Source organism: Mycobacterium sp. NTMscope_MAC_269 (assembly GCF_976985695.1).
The window spans coordinates 5,085,402-5,099,964 of record NZ_OZ335668.1; the positions used below are offsets into that span (position 1 = coordinate 5,085,402).

The window sequence follows — 14,563 nt, forward strand, 5'->3', positions numbered from 1 at the left end:
CCCGGCGACGGTCCCCGAAACCCTTTGGGCGCGGGCCTCAGCGGCTCACAGCCCGAACTCGGCCTCGATCCCGTCGATGCCGGCGCGGATGGCGGCCAGGGCGTCGGCGCGGGCGCGCAGCTTGGTGGCGGCGTGCGCGCGCTGATTCAGGCCGGCGAATTCGGTGGCGGCTTCCTCGGCGCGGTCCAGCACCATCTCGGGCAGCACGATCTCGTCGATAAAGCCTGCGGCAAGCGCGGTTTCACCGAAGAACGTCCTGGCCAGCCCCGCGGCCTGCTGATACCCCGACGGCGTCAGCCGCAGCTTCATGATCTCGAGCGCGGCGTAGGGGATGACCATGCCTATCGCAACCTCGTTGGCCTGGATGTTGTAGGCGTGGGCGGCCACCCGGTGATCGCCCGACGACAACAGGAACGCCCCCATCGCGATCGCATGGCCGGTGCATGCCATCACCACCGGTTTCGGATACGACAGGAGGCGGTACGCCAGCTCGAACCCGCCGCGGAGCATGTCGATCGCGGGCTGCACCTCGCCGGAGGTGAGGATCTTCAGGTCGAAGCCGCCGCTGAACACCCGCTCGTTGCCGGTGATCACCAGCGCCCCGGCGTTGTCCCCCTCGGCCGTGTCGATCGCATCGTTGAGGGCCTGCTGCATGGTCGGGCCCAGCGCGTTGACCTTGCCGTCATCCATCTTGATGACGGCAAGGGAGTCCTTGATGCTGTAGTGGACCGGGGCGGTCATGGGTGCTCCTGCTCCTTGCCGTCAGGCGGGCTGGCTGTGGTGTTTGCCCAGATCGTCTTCGGCGTTACTCCAGCGCAGGCTGACATCGGTGGGTTCGTCGAGTTGGCGGGTGCGCCATCGGTCTTGGGTCTCCCGAACCGCGGCGTTGATGCGTTCGATCTCGCTGCGGAAAACCTCGGGCCGGGTCTCCTTGCTGGCGTAGTGGAAATAGGTCAGCAGGCCGCGCAGCAGCTCCAGCTTCTCCTTTTCCCGCTTCGCCAGGTCATGGGTGGTCATCAACTCGATGCGCTGCACGGGCGGCAAAGTGTTCCAGTCCAGCACCACGTCGGTGTGCAGGGGAGAACGCTCGCGCTGCCAGAATCGCCGCCCGCGTGGCCGATCGGGGCGGTCGTAGTAGCTGACGGTCCCGGTGAATCGCGATTCGATGCCGCTGCCGATCTCGGCGCGGTCCAGCGCGGAATCCCACACCAGGCGCCATTCCTGGCCGGGTGCGAGCACCGGCAGCTCGCGGGGCAGGCGCAGTTCGACGACGTCGGCGTAACCGTCGGTGGCGCTTTCGTATTCGGCCACCGTCGGCGGATTGGCGAACGAGAACTCGATGTCGTAGGCCGCGGTCTGGCCGAAGTTGCGGACCACGAGTTCGATCACGTGCCAGTCGGCGGGATGCGGTTCCATGAACACCCCGACGTGCGGGCGGGTTTGTTCCGCCGCCGCGCGGCGATTGCGGCTGATCTGGCTGTTGGTGAAGACCAGCGTGACGACGGCGAGGGCGATCGCCGCCCACGCTGCCCACGCTATCCAGGTGCTGGACCCGACGTGCGTGACCCCATGCCAGCTGTCCTGGATCCAACCCATGGAATCCACCCTCCGCTTATATCACAGGGCCGGACGCCGGATGGTCACCATCGAGCGATCACCCGACGCTCAGCCACCCATCAGCATTCGCCATTGGTCAAGGTCTGCCGCCCGATACACGTAGTTGGACCGCTTGACGTCCGACAGCGACGCGCTGGGCTCGGCCGAATACCAATGCCCCGGAAACACCGTCGGGTCACCGGGAAGGGTCGCGAGCCGCTGCAGGCTGCGGTACATCTCGTCGGAGTCGCCACCGGGGAAGTCGGTGCGCCCGCAACCGTCCAAGAACAACGTGTCACCGGCGACGAGGCGGCCGTCGAGCAGAAAACACTGGCTGCCCGGGGTGTGACCGGGGGTGTGCAGCAACTCGATCTCGATGTCGCCGATGCTGACCTTGTCATGGTTCTCGTGCGCGGTCAGGTCGCCCAGACCGATCCCGGTGACTCGCGAAACCCACAGCGCCTCATGGGTATTGACGTGCACCGGCACCGGCGCCCGCTCCAGCAGTTCGGCCAGGCCCTGCAGCGAGAAACCCATCATCGATCCGCCCACGTGGTCGGGGTGGTGATGGGTCACCAGCACCCCGGACAGATGCATGCCGTCGGCCTCGAGGGCGTCGAGGAGATCACCGGCGGCGTAGGCCGGGTCGACGACCACGCAGTCCCCGGTCTGCCGGTCGCCGATCAGGTACGCGAAATTGCGCATCTGCGTCGCGAACATGTCGTCGGCGGCGAAGTCGCGGCCGGAGAGCAGTTGACGAAAGTACAGCCGGTCGGATGACACGTGACCAGATTAGGACCCGGATCGCGGAGCGGCGCGGGTAGTCCGCCACCGCATCGTTCGCGCCACCGGAAAGAGGTGGCGACACCGCTTCTGAGCACCGGGTTAGGCGTGTTTTCTGTGGGTATTGTTGGCGCATGAAGAAGAAGGTCGAAATGGAGGTCGACCTCGATCTGGTCGACGAGGCGATCCAGCGCTTTCATCTCGCCGACGCGCGCGAGGCCGTCAATCTCGCGTTGCGCACCCTGCTTCACCAAGACGCTTCCGCCGACGAGGACGACGAGTACGACGAGTTCAGCGACCTCAACGCGTGGCGACCCACCCGGTCCAGCGAGACCGGGTGAGCCGCGCGGCGGCTTCGTCAACGCTTTGAGCAGCCGGGCATTTCGGGTAACCACCGCCGACCGCCGTCCATCGGTACTCGTGGTTTGGTGCCGCTGCGAGCCAGGTTGTACCCTCTTTTAGGCCCGCGCGACTGATCGCTTCGGGTGAACGGCCCCCTTAGCTCAGTCGGTAGAGCGTTTCCATGGTAAGGAAAAGGTCAACGGTTCGATTCCGTTAGGGGGCTCGGCGGACGCCGAGCAGGCGTGGCGGCCCCGACCCCGAAAGGGGTGGCCAGAGGCGATGTAGCTCAGTCGGTTAGAGCGAACGACTCATAATCGTTAGGTCGCCGGTTCGAGTCCGGCCATCGCTACAACAGAACAGCACAGATCTTTTCAAGAATCGAGAGAGAACCGTCATGGCGTCCAGTACCGACGTACGGCCGAAGATCACCTTGGCATGCGAGGTGTGCAAGCACCGCAACTACATCACCAAGAAAAACCGCCGGAACGACCCGGACCGACTGGAGCTGAAGAAGTTCTGCCCCAACTGCGGCAAGCACCAGGCGCATCGGGAGACACGCTAGCGGCGGCCCGCCAGCGTTTATTCCGATTGACTAGGTAGTTTAAGAGCCGTGCCGTTAACCGAAAGCATCGTCGGGATGCACTACCGCTACCCCGATCATTACGAGGTGGAGCGGGAGAAGATCCGCGAGTACGCCGTCGCCGTCAAACACGACGACCCGGCGTATTTCGAGGAAAAGGCGGCGGCCGATCTCGGCTACACGGGCCTGCCGGCCCCTCTGACATTTGTCTGTGTGTTCGGCTACACGGCGCAGACGGCGTTCTTCAAGCACGCCAACGTCGCCGTCCACGACGCCCAGATCGTGCAGGTCGACCAGGTGCTGAAGTTCTTCGCGCCGCTGGTGGCCGGGGACAAGCTCTACTGCGACGTTTACGTGGACTCGGTGCGCGTGTCGCACGGCACCCAGATCATCGTCACCAAGAATGTCATCACCAATGAGGCCGGTGACGTCGTGCAAGAGACCTACACGACCCTGGCGGGGCGTGCCGGGGATGATGGAGAAGAGGGATTTACTGATGCCACTGCGTGAGTTCAGCTCCGTGAAGGTGGGTGACCAGCTGCCGGAGAAGACCTACCCGCTGACCCGACAGGACCTGGTGAATTACGCGGGAGTATCCGGCGACCTGAACCCGATCCACTGGGACGACGAGATCGCCAAGGTGGTCGGCCTGGACACCGCGATCGCGCACGGCATGCTGACCATGGGCATCGGCGGTGGCTACGTCACCTCCTGGATCGGCGACCCCGGCGCCGTCACCGAGTACAACGTGCGGTTCACCGCCGTGGTGCCGGTGCCCAACGATGGCAAGGGCGCTGAGCTGGTCTTCAGCGGCCGGGTGAAGTCGGCAGACCCAGAGACCAAGTCCGTGACCATCGCGCTCACGGCCACCACCGGCGGCAAGAAGATCTTCGGCAGGGCCATCGCGTCCGCGACCCTCGCATAGCCCATGGCGCTCAAGACAGACATCAGGGGGATGATCTGGCGCTACCCCGATTACTTCGTCGTTGGCCGTGAGCAACTCCGCCAGTTCGCGCTAGCCGTCAAGAATCGCCACCCCGCTCACCTCGAGGAGGCCGCGGCCGCCGAACTCGGCCACGACGCGATCATCGCGCCGCTGACCTTCGCGACCATCTTCGCCAAGCTGGTTCAGCTCGATTTCTTCCGGCATGTCGACATCGGCATGGAGACCCTGGTGATCGTCCAGGTCGACCAGCGCTTCGTGTTCTCCAAGCCGATCAAGGCCGGCGACAAGCTGTGGGCCCGCATGGACATCCAATCGGTGGACGAGCGTTTCGGCGCCGACATCGTCGTCACCAAGAACATCTGCACAAACGAAAAAGACGAAGTGGTCTTGGAGGCCTACACCACGTTGATGAGCCAGTACACCGACGGTTCCGCGAACCTCAAATGGGACGCGGAGTCCGGGCAGGTCGTCAGAACGGCGTAATTAGTATCTGACTCCCGCCGCGATGTACACTCGGACCTCGGGGTTTTCCCAGCACCAGCGCGCTTTCCGTGAGTCGAGCGATCGGAAGGCGCGCGTGTCATGTAAGCCCCGGTAGGTAAGCGCAGGTTGGCCTGCCAACCGCGAAGGGGCGTAGCTCAACTGGCAGAGCAGCGGTCTCCAAAACCGCAGGTTGCAGGTTCAAGTCCTGTCGCCCCTGCTGAAGACGGACGGGACACCGGCCGACGAGGGTGTGTCATGGTGGACACTGGAAGGTGTGCCGCCACCGATGGGACGGCTCTCGGGGTACGAGCAAACAAAGGAGCGTGCGGTGAGCGACGAAGGCGACGTTGCCAACGACGCCGCAAGCGACGGCACTGACACGACGGACGGCCGCGCGAGCGGTGTCCGGACGGCGGTGGTGACGCGGCCACAGCGCCCGACCGGTAAGCGGTCCCGCCAGAAGGCGACCGAGGCCGGCGAGGACGCCGACACCGAGTCGCCGGACGACATCGAGGCTTCCGGCAAGGAAAAGGCCACGAAGGGCGCCTCGAAGACCGGCGGGGCCAAGAAGGCCGCCAAGCCGAAGAAATCCGCGGACAGCCGGGCCAACCCGTTCGTGTTCGTCTACAACTACCTCAAGCAGGTCGTTGCGGAGATGCGGAAGGTCATCTGGCCCAACCGCAAGCAGATGCTCACCTACACCTCCGTCGTGCTGGCCTTCCTGGCCTTCATGGTGGCGCTGGTCGGCCTGGCGGATTTCGGCCTGACCAAGCTGGTGCTGTTGGTGTTCGGCTGAGCGAGTGCTTTAAAAGTGACAGAGAGGACTCACACCGTGACTACCTTCGACGGTGACCCGTCCGCGGGTGACGCGGTCGACCTGAAAGAGACCGCCGAGGCCCCCGAAGCTTCCGAGGCTTCCGGGGCGTCCGAGGTTTCTGACGAGGCCACCGAGGCGATCGCCGACGAGGCCGCCGACGCCGGGTCGCCCGACGAACCGGCCGAAGAGGTCGACCCGGCCGTCGCGCTCAAGGCGGAACTGCGCAGCAAGCCCGGCGACTGGTATGTCATCCACTCCTACGCGGGATACGAGAACAAGGTCAAAGCCAACCTCGAAACGCGTGTGCAGAACCTCGACGTCGGCGACTACATCTTCCAGGTGGAGGTGCCCACCGAAGAGGTCACCGAGATCAAGAACGGCCAGCGCAAGCAGGTCAATCGCAAGGTGCTACCCGGCTACATCCTGGTGCGCATGGACTTGACCGACGACTCCTGGGCCGCGGTGCGCAACACCCCCGGCGTCACCGGGTTCGTCGGGGCGACCTCGCGCCCGTCGGCGCTGACGCTCGACGACGTGGTGAAGTTCCTGCTGCCGCGCGGCGCGACGAAGAAGGCCGCCAAGGGCGCGGCGACCACCGCCGCCGCGGCCGAGGCCGGCGGGCTGGAGCGCCCGGCCATCGAGGTCGACTACGAGGTCGGCGAATCGGTGACGGTCATGGACGGGCCGTTCGCGACGCTGCCGGCCACGATCAGCGAGGTCAACGGCGAGCAGCAGAAGCTCAAGGTGCTGGTGTCGATCTTCGGCCGCGAAACCCCGGTCGAATTGACCTTCAGCCAAGTCTCCAAGCTCTAAACCGGCGCATCCGCCGGGCATAAACCAGGAAGGAACAGCACAACCTCATGGCCCCGAAGAAGAAAGTCGTCGGGCTGATCAAGCTTCAGATCCAGGCGGGGCAGGCCAACCCGGCGCCGCCGGTCGGGCCCGCGCTCGGTCAGCACGGCGTCAACATCATGGAGTTCTGCAAGGCGTACAACGCCGCCACGGAGAACCAGCGCGGCCAGGTCATCCCGGTCGAGATCACGGTCTACGAGGACCGCAGCTTCACCTTCGCGCTCAAGACCCCGCCCGCCGCCAAGCTGTTGCTCAAGGCCGCCGGCGTCGGCAAGGGCTCGGCCGAGCCGCACAAGACCAAGGTCGCCAAGGTCAGCTGGGATCAGGTCAAGGAGATCGCCGAGACCAAGAAGGCCGACCTGAACGCCAACGACATCGACGCGGCCGCCAAGATCATCGCCGGCACCGCCCGGTCGATGGGCATCACCGTCGAGTAGCAGTACCAGAAAGCGTGGGAGGGCCAGCTTCGGCCCGCTAACCACGACCCAACACCAGATTGGATGCATGAATGAGCAAGAACAGCAAGGCATATCGCGCCGCCGCCGAAAAGGTGGACCGCAACAGCCTCTACTCCCCGCTGGAGGCGGCCAAGCTCGCCAAGGAGACGTCGTCGAGCAAGCAGGACGCGACCGTCGAGGTGGCGATCCGGCTGGGCGTCGACCCGCGCAAGGCGGACCAGATGGTCCGCGGCACGGTGAACCTGCCGCACGGCACCGGTAAGACCGCCCGGGTGGCGGTGTTCGCGGTGGGCGACAAGGCCGAGCAGGCGCAGGCCGCCGGCGCCGATGTGGTCGGCAGCGACGACCTGATCGAGAAGATCCAGGGCGGCTGGCTGGAATTCGACGCCGCGATCGCGACCCCCGACCAGATGGCCAAGGTCGGTCGCATCGCGCGGGTGCTCGGTCCGCGCGGCCTGATGCCGAACCCCAAGACCGGCACGGTCACCCCCGACGTGGCCAAGGCCGTGGCCGACATCAAGGGCGGCAAGATCAACTTCCGCATCGACAAGCAGGCCAACCTGCACTTCGTCATCGGCAAGGCCTCCTTCGACGAGAAGTCGCTGGCCGAGAACTACGGCGCCGCGCTCGACGAGGTGCTGCGGCTCAAACCGTCCGCGTCGAAGGGTCGTTACCTCAAGAAGATCACCGTGTCGACCACGACGGGCCCGGGCATCCCGGTGGACCCGTCGGTCACCCGCAACTTCTCCGAGGACTAACCCCCACACTCGGCGATGCGGCGCCGCAGAAACTCGCGGCCCGGCTCAGAGCCGTTGGACTCCAACGCCGTTCGATACCACGTGAGCGCGTCGGCCCGTCGGCCGGCGCGGCGCAGCAGGTCGGCGCGCACGGTCGCGACGAGGTTCGAGCGGGCGAGCCGCGGGTCGCCCGCCACGTCGTCCAGGGCCGCCAATCCGGCGTCGGGACTATCGCGAAAGCCGATCGCCAGCGCGCGATTGGCGGCCACCACCGGGGAACCGGTGATCTGCCATAGCCGGTCATAGGCCGAGCAGATGGCGATCCAGTCGGTGTGTTCCCAGGACGGGGCCGTGGCGTGCAGGGCGGCGATCACCGCCTGGGGCAGATAGGCGCCCGTCGAGCCCTGGGCGTGACGCAACCGCTCGAGCCCGCGGGCAATGCGTGCGCGGTCCCATCGGCGGCGGTCCTGATCCTCGAGCGGAACCAGCATCCCGCACTCGTCCACCCGGGTCGCGCGCCGCGAATCGTGCAGCAGCATCAGGGCGGACAGCGCGTGCGCGTCTGGCTCGGACGGCAGCAGCGTGCACAGTTCGCCGCCCAGCCGGATCCCCTCGTCGCACAGGTCGTCGCGGATGGCCGACGGTCCCGCGGTCGACCAGTAGCCCTCGGTGAAAACCGAATAGACGCAACCCAACACGTGCGGGGTGCGCTCGGGCAACAGCTCGGCGGGCGGGACGCGCAGCGGGATGTTGGCGTGCCGAACCTTGTTCTTGGCGCGCGTGATTCGCTGGCCGATCGCGGTCTCGGTCTGCAGCAGCGCGCGGGCGATCTCGGCGACGGTCAGGCCGGAGACCAGCCGCAGCGTCAGCGCCAGTTGCGATTGCCGGTCCAGCGCCGGGTGCGCGCAGGTGAACATCATCCGCAACTCGTCGTCGCGCACCGGATGCGGGTCGGTGTGTTCGGTGCGTGCCCTGATGGCCCCGATATCCGACAGCACTGCCTTCCATTCCTTTCCGGGGCGCGCCGATTCGCGGCGCAGGCGATCGCGGGCGCGGTTACGGCCAACGGTCATCAGCCACCCGCCCGGGTTGGCGGGCACCCCGTCGCGCGGCCAGGTGCGCAGCGCTTCGGCGCAGGCCTCCTGGACGGCGTCCTCGGCGACGGTGAGGTCACCCGACCACCGCGCGAGCGCGGCCACGGCCGGGCCCCACTCCCGGCGGAAGACGCCGTCCAGGTCGGCCATCTGGCTACAGTCCGGAGACGCCCGCCAACTGGCGCAGCTGCACGGAAGTGGCGGGGATCATCGACGCGATCTTGACGGCCTCGTCACGATCGGCGGCGCTCAACAGGTAGATCCCCGTGGCGATTTCGGCGCCCTCGACGTACGGCCCGTCGGTGATGAGGACCTCTCCGTCGCGCACCCGCACCGTCGTGGCCGTGGATCGGTCGTGCAGCGCGGCGCCGCCGATCACGTGGTCGCCGGCCGCGGCGTGCAGCTCAACGTGCTTGGCCGCCACCGCCTCCCACTCCGGCGTGCCCGGCGTGTGCGCGGATGCGGCGGGTTCGGTCAGCAGCGCGAGCCAGTCGTTGCCGGTGAGCGCGCGGGACGGCTCGACGGCGTGGACCACCGGCCACAGCTCCACCGCACCGAACGCGGCCACCGGGACGTCGCGCGCCAGTGCCAGCGCCTCGTCGAGGTTTTCGGCTTCGAAGACGTAGTAGCCGCACGCCACCTCGGCGGCCTCCGCGAAGGGGCCGTCGGTCACCGCCGGCGCATCCGGGCCGCCGGTGATGGCCACGGCGGTCGCGGCGGGGGCCAGCGCGTCACCGGCCTTGATCGCCGGCCCGGCCTTGGCGTGGAAGTTCTCCCAGGCTGCCATCGCGGCGGCGGCATCGTCGGGCGCACGGTCCTGTTCCTTGCTGATCAACAAGGCGAAGTACTGCATGGTCGTCACCTCCGGTAGTGAGCGAAGCCGTGTGCTCCACTCTCTACCTACTCGACGAACCGCGCAGCGCCAATCCGACAGGCGTCGCCGAATTTCAGGCGGCCGCGCCCGGCTTGAGGTAGGTAACCAGGCTGACGTCGAGCATCTCGTCGGCGAAGTAGTGTTCGCAGCCGCGCAGGTACTTGATGTAGCGGTTGTAGACCTCTTCGGAGGTGACCTCGATGGCCTTGTCGCGGTTGGACTCGAGCGTGTCGCCCCAGATGTGCAGGGTCTTGATGTAGTGCGGCCGCAGCGAAAGCGGTTCGGGCACAACAAAACCGGCCTTCTCGCCGTGATCGACCATCATCTGGGTGGACGGCAACCGGCCGCCCGGGAAGATCTCGGTGACGATGAACTTGATGAACCGCGCGGTCTCGAAGCTCAGCTTTTTGCCGCGCGCGTGCAGGTCGCTGGGGTGGTAGCTGACGCTGCTCTGGACGGTCATCCTGCCGTCCTCGGGCATGATGTCGAACGTCCGCTTGAAGAAGTCGTCGTAGTTCTCGTGGCCGAAGTGCTCGAAGGCCTCGATCGACACGATGCGGTCGACCGGCTCGGCGAAGTCCTCCCAGTTCTGCAGGCGGACCTGGCGCGAGCGGCCGGTGTCGATGGAGTCGAGCAACGCCTGGGCGCGGGCGTGCTGGTTCTTGGACAGCGTCAGGCCGATGACGTTGACGTCGAAACGCTCGACGGCGCGCTTCATGGTGGTGCCCCACCCGCAGCCGATGTCCAGCAGGGTCATGCCGGGCTTCAGGTCCAGCTTGTCGAGGTTGAGGTCGATCTTCGCGTGCTGGGCCTCTTCCAAGGACATGTCGTCGCGCTCGAAGTAGGCGCAACTGTAGATCCGCGATGGGTCCTGGAACAGGCCGAAGAAATCGTCGGAGACGTCGTAATGCGCCTGGATGTCTTCCGAGCGCGTGCGCGTCTTCGTCGGGCCAGTCGTTTGCTCAGCCATTTTCGTCCTGTTCTGCTGGATGACGTTCACTGCCTCTGCCACACCGCATCGAGGGGTCCGGTGATGACCAGCAACGATACCCAACGTCGAGGCGTCGATTCCGAAGGGTGTAAGTGCGCGTCGCGGGCCCGACCGCGGAAGCGAACTCTATTTTTCCGCAGACGCTACTTGGTGAGCGTGTACTGCGCCACGTTGGAGATGCCTTTGCGGAACAGGCCCGCGCACCCCGTCAGGTAGCGCATGAAGCGGTCGTAGACCTCTTCGGACTGGATGGCGATCGCGCGTTCGCGATTGGCCTCCAGGTTGGCCGCCCAGGTGTCCAGCGTTCGCGCGTAGTGCGGCTGCAGGTATTGCGTCTGCTCGAGGGAGAATCCGCTGGCGCGCGAAAGGTCGACGATGTCGGATTCGCCGCACATCTGCCCGCCGGGGAAGATTTCTTTGCCGAGGAAGTGCAGGAAACGCAGGTCGGTCATCGTGATTTTGATGCCGACCTCCTTCCAGTGCGATTGCGGGTAGGTGAAGATGCTGTGCATCAGCATCCGGCTGTCGTTGGGCAGGGTCTCATACGCCCAATCCCAGAACGCGGGCCAGCGTTCCTTCTTGAACGCGTCGAAGGCCTCGAAGCTGATGATCCGATCGACGTGCTCGTCGAACTCTTCCCAGCCCTGCAGCCGGGCCTCGGCCCGTCGCGTCGTCGGGATCGCCGCCAGTTTCGCCTTGGTGGACGCGTAGTGGTTGCGGCTGAGCGTGATGCCGATGACATTGACGTCGTATTTCTCCAACGCCCGGACCACGGCCGCGCCCCAGCCGCACCCGACGTCGAGCACCGTCATTCCGGGTTCGAGGTTCAGCTTGTCGAGCCCCAGGTCCAGCTTGGCCAGCTGTGCCTCGGCAAGCGTCATGTCGTCGTCTTTGAAATAGGCGCAGGTGTACACCATGTTGGGGTCGAGGAACAACGCGAAGAAGTCGTCCGAAATGTCGTAGGTAGCCTGCGACTCTTCGTAATACGGCTTCAACTTCACCATTGCTACACCCACCCTCCTTTGACAACCGTACAACCCGCCGCCTTGGACTGAAAATGCGGGGAAATGTTTCTGCAGAATGCTTTTTGGCTCAGCACGCCTTGGCGAAATTGTTTGTCAACACGCCGATCACCTGATCCCACAACTGCTGTGGCAGATCATGACCCATCCCGTCAAATAACACCAATCGGGCGCCCTCGATGGCCCGGGCCACGGCGCGGCCTCCGAAGGGCCGCATCAGCTTGTCCGCCCGACCGTGGATCACCACGGTGGGAGCGACGGTGCCGCGGTTGTAGCGCCGCAGGCTGCCGCTGCCCAGCACCGCGGCGAAGTGCCGCGCCACGCCCTGCGGGTAGTAATTGCGGTCATACCCCTCGGCGGCCTCGGCCCGGGCCTGTTCGTCGGGCACCCGGTAGCGCGGGCTCCCGATGATCTTGCCGACGCGCACCGCGTTGTCGACGATCACCTCGCGCGGCGAGTTCGGCGGCGGCCCTTTCAGCAACGCCAGCAGCGCGCGCGGCGCGGGCGGCGGCAGCAGGGCCGCATTGTTGCTGGAGAAGATGATCGCCAGGGATTGGGTCCGCTCCCGGAAGCGCGCGGCGAAGATCTGGGCGATCATGCCGCCCATCGACGCGCCGACGATGTGGGCGCGCTCGATGCCGAGATGATCGAGCACGGCCGCGGCGTCGTCGGCCATGTCCTCGAGCTTGTACACCGCCTGGCTGGGCAGGCCCAGCCAGGACCGGGCCAGCCTCGTCGCCAGCGGCTGCCCCGAGCTGCCGTACCGGGTCTTGCTGGACAGGCCGACGTCGCGGTTGTCGTACCGGATGACGCGCAGACCCCGGTCGATCAGCTTTTCGCAGAACGCGGTGCGCCACAGCAGCAGCTGGGCTCCCAGCCCCATGATCAGTAGGACGGGCGGGTCGTCGACGTCGCCCATGTCCTCGTAGTACAGCTTCAGGTCGCCTGATATGGCATGTCCCGTGCGGACCTGCACCGCAGCGCTCCTATACCTCGACGTCGGAGGAGTGTTCGCGGCTGACTTCGACCATGAAGTTCGCGAAATACCCCGTCAATTGCGGATCCGACATCATCTGCCACTTCGGCGCCAGCAGCTTCATGTAGCGCTCGACGTAGAGGAACTGCTTGCCGATCAGCACCAGCTCGCGGGGCAGCTTGACGTCATAGGCGTCGGCCAGGGCCGACAGCTGCCGGCCGATGTCGGCATAGGACATGTCGCCCAACGTCTGCATGGTCAGCGGGGTGGCGAACTTTTCCAGGTCCTTGGCGGCTTCGGCTTCGGGCTTCATGGTGCCGACGGCGCCCATCAGCACCACGATCTTGCCCGCCGCGGCGTGGTCCTTCTTGACCAGCAGCGCGTACACCAATTCGCGCAGCAGCCAACGGGTGCGGGGGTCGATGCGGCCCATGATGCCGAAGTCGAAGAACACGATGCGGCCCTGATCGTCCACGTAGAGGTTGCCCGCGTGCAGGTCGCCGTGGAACAGGCCGTGTCGCAGCCCGCCTTCAAAAAGCGAGAACAGCAGCGCCTTCACCAGCTCGACGCCGTCGAACCCGGCTTTGCGGACGGCGGCGACGTCGTCGATGCGGATGCCGGACACCCGCTCCATCGTCAGCACCCGATCGCTGGTGAAGTCCCAGTACACCTGCGGCACCCGGATGTTGCGGCCCAGCGGGGAGGCGTGCAGGTGCGACACCCACGCCTCCATCGACTGCGCCTCCAGCCGGAAATTGAGCTCCTCGGCCAGGTTGTCGGAGAAGTCGGCGACGACGTCCTGCGCCGAGAGTCGCCTGCCCAGCTTGGCCACCTCGACGGCCTGGGCGAAGCGCTTGAGAATCTGCAGGTCGGCGGCGACCCGCCGGCGAATGCCCGGCCGCTGGATCTTGACCACGACCTCCTCGCCGCTGTGCAGGGTCGCGTAGTGCACCTGGGCGATGGAGGCCGACGCGAACGGCTCCTCGTCCCAGCTGGCGAACAGCTCGGCGGGGTCGGCGCCCAGCTCCTCGATGAACAGCTTGTGCACCTCGCCGGAGTCGGCGGGGGGCACCCGGTCCAGCAGGCCGCGGAACTCCCGGGACAGCGATTCGCCGAACGCGCCCGGGCTCGACGCGATGATCTGCCCGAACTTGACGTACGTCGGCCCGAGGTCGGCGAAGGTCTGGGGAAGCTGCCTGATCACCTTCTGCTGCCACGGCCCCCTGCCGGGCAGCTTGGTGACGATGCGAGCGGCGGAGCGGGTGACCTGCCAACCTGTCACCGCTACTCGGGCCGCTTCGACCGGCAACGGCACCCGGTCGAGCTTGGCCACCTCCCGATGCTTGGTAGAACTCATCCCAGCAGTCTGCCAAATCGATACTGGCAATTCCCAATCTCTAGCGGGGCCGAACCCCGCCTCGCCACGGCTGCACCCATCCCTGGATCGCCCAGCCTTCGAGCCCGGCGATCAGCTCATACATGGTGGCGCCGTCGATGGTCTCCCGGATGATGTCGGCATGCCCGGCGTGGCGCGCCAGCTCGTTGATCACGTGCAGGATCACCCAGCGCACCGACCACGCCTGCTGGTCCTTGGGGAACCACGGGATGTCTTGCGGCACGGGCACCGCGGCGTCGAGGTCCGTGGTCTCGACCAGCCGAAGCGACGTCGCGTTCTGCGCCTCGAAGGCGCGCAGCAGCCCGTCCAGCGACTCGTCGGGCCCCATCACGTGCTGGTCGGCGAATTCCTTGCTGATCTGCTCGAACGGACGGGTGTCCTTGGGCGGCGCGCCCGGCGCGGCGGCGACGCGCGCCATCCAGCTGCGCTGCATCCCGGTGGCGTGCTTGACCAGCCCGCCGATCGACAGAGCGCTGACCGAGGGCGTGGCGCGGGCTTGTTCGTCGGTGAGGCCGTACGACACGGCGAAATAGGCGCTCTGGTGGAACGCGAGGAACTCGCGCAGGGCGCTGCGTTCGTCGGCCACTGACGGGGCGAGGGCGGGCATTGGCCGATC

Annotated in this window: 18 protein-coding genes, 3 tRNA genes and 1 pseudogene; 12 read left to right on the forward strand and 10 right to left on the reverse strand. The window is 66.3% G+C overall.

All coding sequences use genetic code 11. The annotated features are described in order from the left end of the window. Positions 1-45: 45 nt before the first annotated feature. From ACZ50Z_RS24135 to ACZ50Z_RS24145, 3 genes and pseudogenes are all read right to left on the reverse strand, one after another. A complete protein-coding gene (locus tag ACZ50Z_RS24135) occupies positions 46-741 on the reverse strand; it encodes a crotonase/enoyl-CoA hydratase family protein (RefSeq protein WP_464485809.1) in 696 nt (231 codons plus the stop codon). Between the two features lie 13 nt (positions 742-754). Beyond that, a pseudogene (locus ACZ50Z_RS24140) lies at positions 755-1,596 on the reverse strand (hypothetical protein); the annotation flags it as partial. Positions 1,597-1,665: 69 nt separating this feature from the next. Beyond that, the gene (locus ACZ50Z_RS24145; protein WP_464485810.1) at positions 1,666-2,379 is read right to left on the reverse strand and encodes an MBL fold metallo-hydrolase; all 714 of its coding nucleotides are present in this window, start codon (positions 2,377-2,379) and stop codon (positions 1,666-1,668) included. Positions 2,380-2,513: 134 nt separating this feature from the next. On the opposite strand from ACZ50Z_RS24145, the gene ACZ50Z_RS24150 reads away from it, so the two are divergent. The 12 genes from ACZ50Z_RS24150 to rplA all read left to right on the forward strand — a co-directional run bounded on the left by ACZ50Z_RS24150 (position 2,514) and on the right by rplA (position 7,615). Next, entirely contained in the window at positions 2,514-2,720 is a 207-nt protein-coding gene (locus ACZ50Z_RS24150; RefSeq protein ID WP_464485811.1) for a type II toxin-antitoxin system VapB family antitoxin, read from the forward strand. Positions 2,721-2,871: 151 nt separating this feature from the next. Then, positions 2,872-2,944: transfer RNA gene (locus ACZ50Z_RS24155), tRNA-Thr, on the forward strand. A gap of 52 nt (positions 2,945-2,996) precedes the next feature. Next, positions 2,997-3,070: transfer RNA gene (locus tag ACZ50Z_RS24160), tRNA-Met, on the forward strand. A gap of 45 nt (positions 3,071-3,115) precedes the next feature. Further along, complete coding sequence (gene rpmG / locus ACZ50Z_RS24165; protein ID WP_003898538.1) at positions 3,116-3,283, forward strand: 50S ribosomal protein L33; 168 nt, start codon at positions 3,116-3,118, stop codon at positions 3,281-3,283. Positions 3,284-3,358: 75 nt separating this feature from the next. Next, complete coding sequence (gene hadA / locus ACZ50Z_RS24170; protein ID WP_464486385.1) at positions 3,359-3,811, forward strand: (3R)-hydroxyacyl-ACP dehydratase subunit HadA; 453 nt, start codon at positions 3,359-3,361, stop codon at positions 3,809-3,811. Further along, on the forward strand, positions 3,798-4,226 hold the full coding sequence (hadB, locus tag ACZ50Z_RS24175) for a (3R)-hydroxyacyl-ACP dehydratase subunit HadB (protein WP_324683503.1): 429 nt from the start codon (positions 3,798-3,800) through the stop codon (positions 4,224-4,226). The genes hadA and hadB overlap by 14 nt, the downstream gene beginning before the upstream one ends. A gap of 3 nt (positions 4,227-4,229) precedes the next feature. Continuing rightward, positions 4,230-4,730 carry a (3R)-hydroxyacyl-ACP dehydratase subunit HadC gene (hadC, locus tag ACZ50Z_RS24180; RefSeq protein ID WP_464485812.1) on the forward strand — a complete coding sequence of 167 codons (501 nt, stop codon included), beginning with the start codon at positions 4,230-4,232 and terminating at the stop codon, positions 4,728-4,730. Positions 4,731-4,874: 144 nt separating this feature from the next. After that, positions 4,875-4,947: transfer RNA gene (locus tag ACZ50Z_RS24185), tRNA-Trp, on the forward strand. 111 nt (positions 4,948-5,058) lie between these two features. Next, on the forward strand, positions 5,059-5,526 hold the full coding sequence (gene secE / locus ACZ50Z_RS24190) for a preprotein translocase subunit SecE (protein ID WP_464485813.1): 468 nt from the start codon (positions 5,059-5,061) through the stop codon (positions 5,524-5,526). 36 nt (positions 5,527-5,562) lie between these two features. Further along, positions 5,563-6,360 (forward strand): transcription termination/antitermination protein NusG, encoded by a 798-nt coding sequence (gene nusG / locus ACZ50Z_RS24195; RefSeq protein ID WP_464485814.1) that lies wholly within the window; start codon positions 5,563-5,565, stop codon positions 6,358-6,360. A 47-nt stretch (positions 6,361-6,407) separates the two neighbouring features. Further along, complete coding sequence (gene rplK / locus ACZ50Z_RS24200; protein WP_007767860.1) at positions 6,408-6,836, forward strand: 50S ribosomal protein L11; 429 nt, start codon at positions 6,408-6,410, stop codon at positions 6,834-6,836. A gap of 71 nt (positions 6,837-6,907) precedes the next feature. After that, entirely contained in the window at positions 6,908-7,615 is a 708-nt protein-coding gene (gene rplA, locus ACZ50Z_RS24205) for a 50S ribosomal protein L1 (RefSeq protein ID WP_464485815.1), read from the forward strand. On the opposite strand, the gene ACZ50Z_RS24210 is transcribed toward rplA, so the two are convergent. From ACZ50Z_RS24210 to ACZ50Z_RS24240, 7 genes are all read right to left on the reverse strand, one after another. Next, positions 7,612-8,838: an RNA polymerase sigma factor gene (locus ACZ50Z_RS24210; protein WP_464485816.1), complete on the reverse strand. Its 1,227-nt coding sequence runs from the start codon at positions 8,836-8,838 to the stop codon at positions 7,612-7,614. The genes rplA and ACZ50Z_RS24210 overlap by 4 nt on opposite strands. Before the next feature lie 4 nt (positions 8,839-8,842). Further along, positions 8,843-9,541 carry a YciI family protein gene (locus tag ACZ50Z_RS24215; RefSeq protein ID WP_464486386.1) on the reverse strand — a complete coding sequence of 233 codons (699 nt, stop codon included), beginning with the start codon at positions 9,539-9,541 and terminating at the stop codon, positions 8,843-8,845. A 94-nt stretch (positions 9,542-9,635) separates the two neighbouring features. After that, entirely contained in the window at positions 9,636-10,532 is an 897-nt protein-coding gene (mmaA4, locus tag ACZ50Z_RS24220; RefSeq protein ID WP_464485817.1) for a hydroxymycolate synthase MmaA4, read from the reverse strand. 164 nt (positions 10,533-10,696) lie between these two features. Continuing rightward, entirely contained in the window at positions 10,697-11,557 is an 861-nt protein-coding gene (locus ACZ50Z_RS24225; protein ID WP_464485818.1) for a cyclopropane mycolic acid synthase family methyltransferase, read from the reverse strand. Between the two features lie 88 nt (positions 11,558-11,645). Beyond that, positions 11,646-12,494: an alpha/beta fold hydrolase gene (locus ACZ50Z_RS24230; protein WP_464486387.1), complete on the reverse strand. Its 849-nt coding sequence runs from the start codon at positions 12,492-12,494 to the stop codon at positions 11,646-11,648. Positions 12,495-12,561: 67 nt separating this feature from the next. Continuing rightward, positions 12,562-13,908, reverse strand: coding sequence for an ABC1 kinase family protein (locus tag ACZ50Z_RS24235; RefSeq protein ID WP_464485819.1), 1,347 nt, complete (start codon positions 13,906-13,908; stop codon positions 12,562-12,564). Positions 13,909-13,948: 40 nt separating this feature from the next. Beyond that, entirely contained in the window at positions 13,949-14,533 is a 585-nt protein-coding gene (locus ACZ50Z_RS24240; protein WP_464486388.1) for a DinB family protein, read from the reverse strand. Positions 14,534-14,563: the final 30 nt, after the last annotated feature.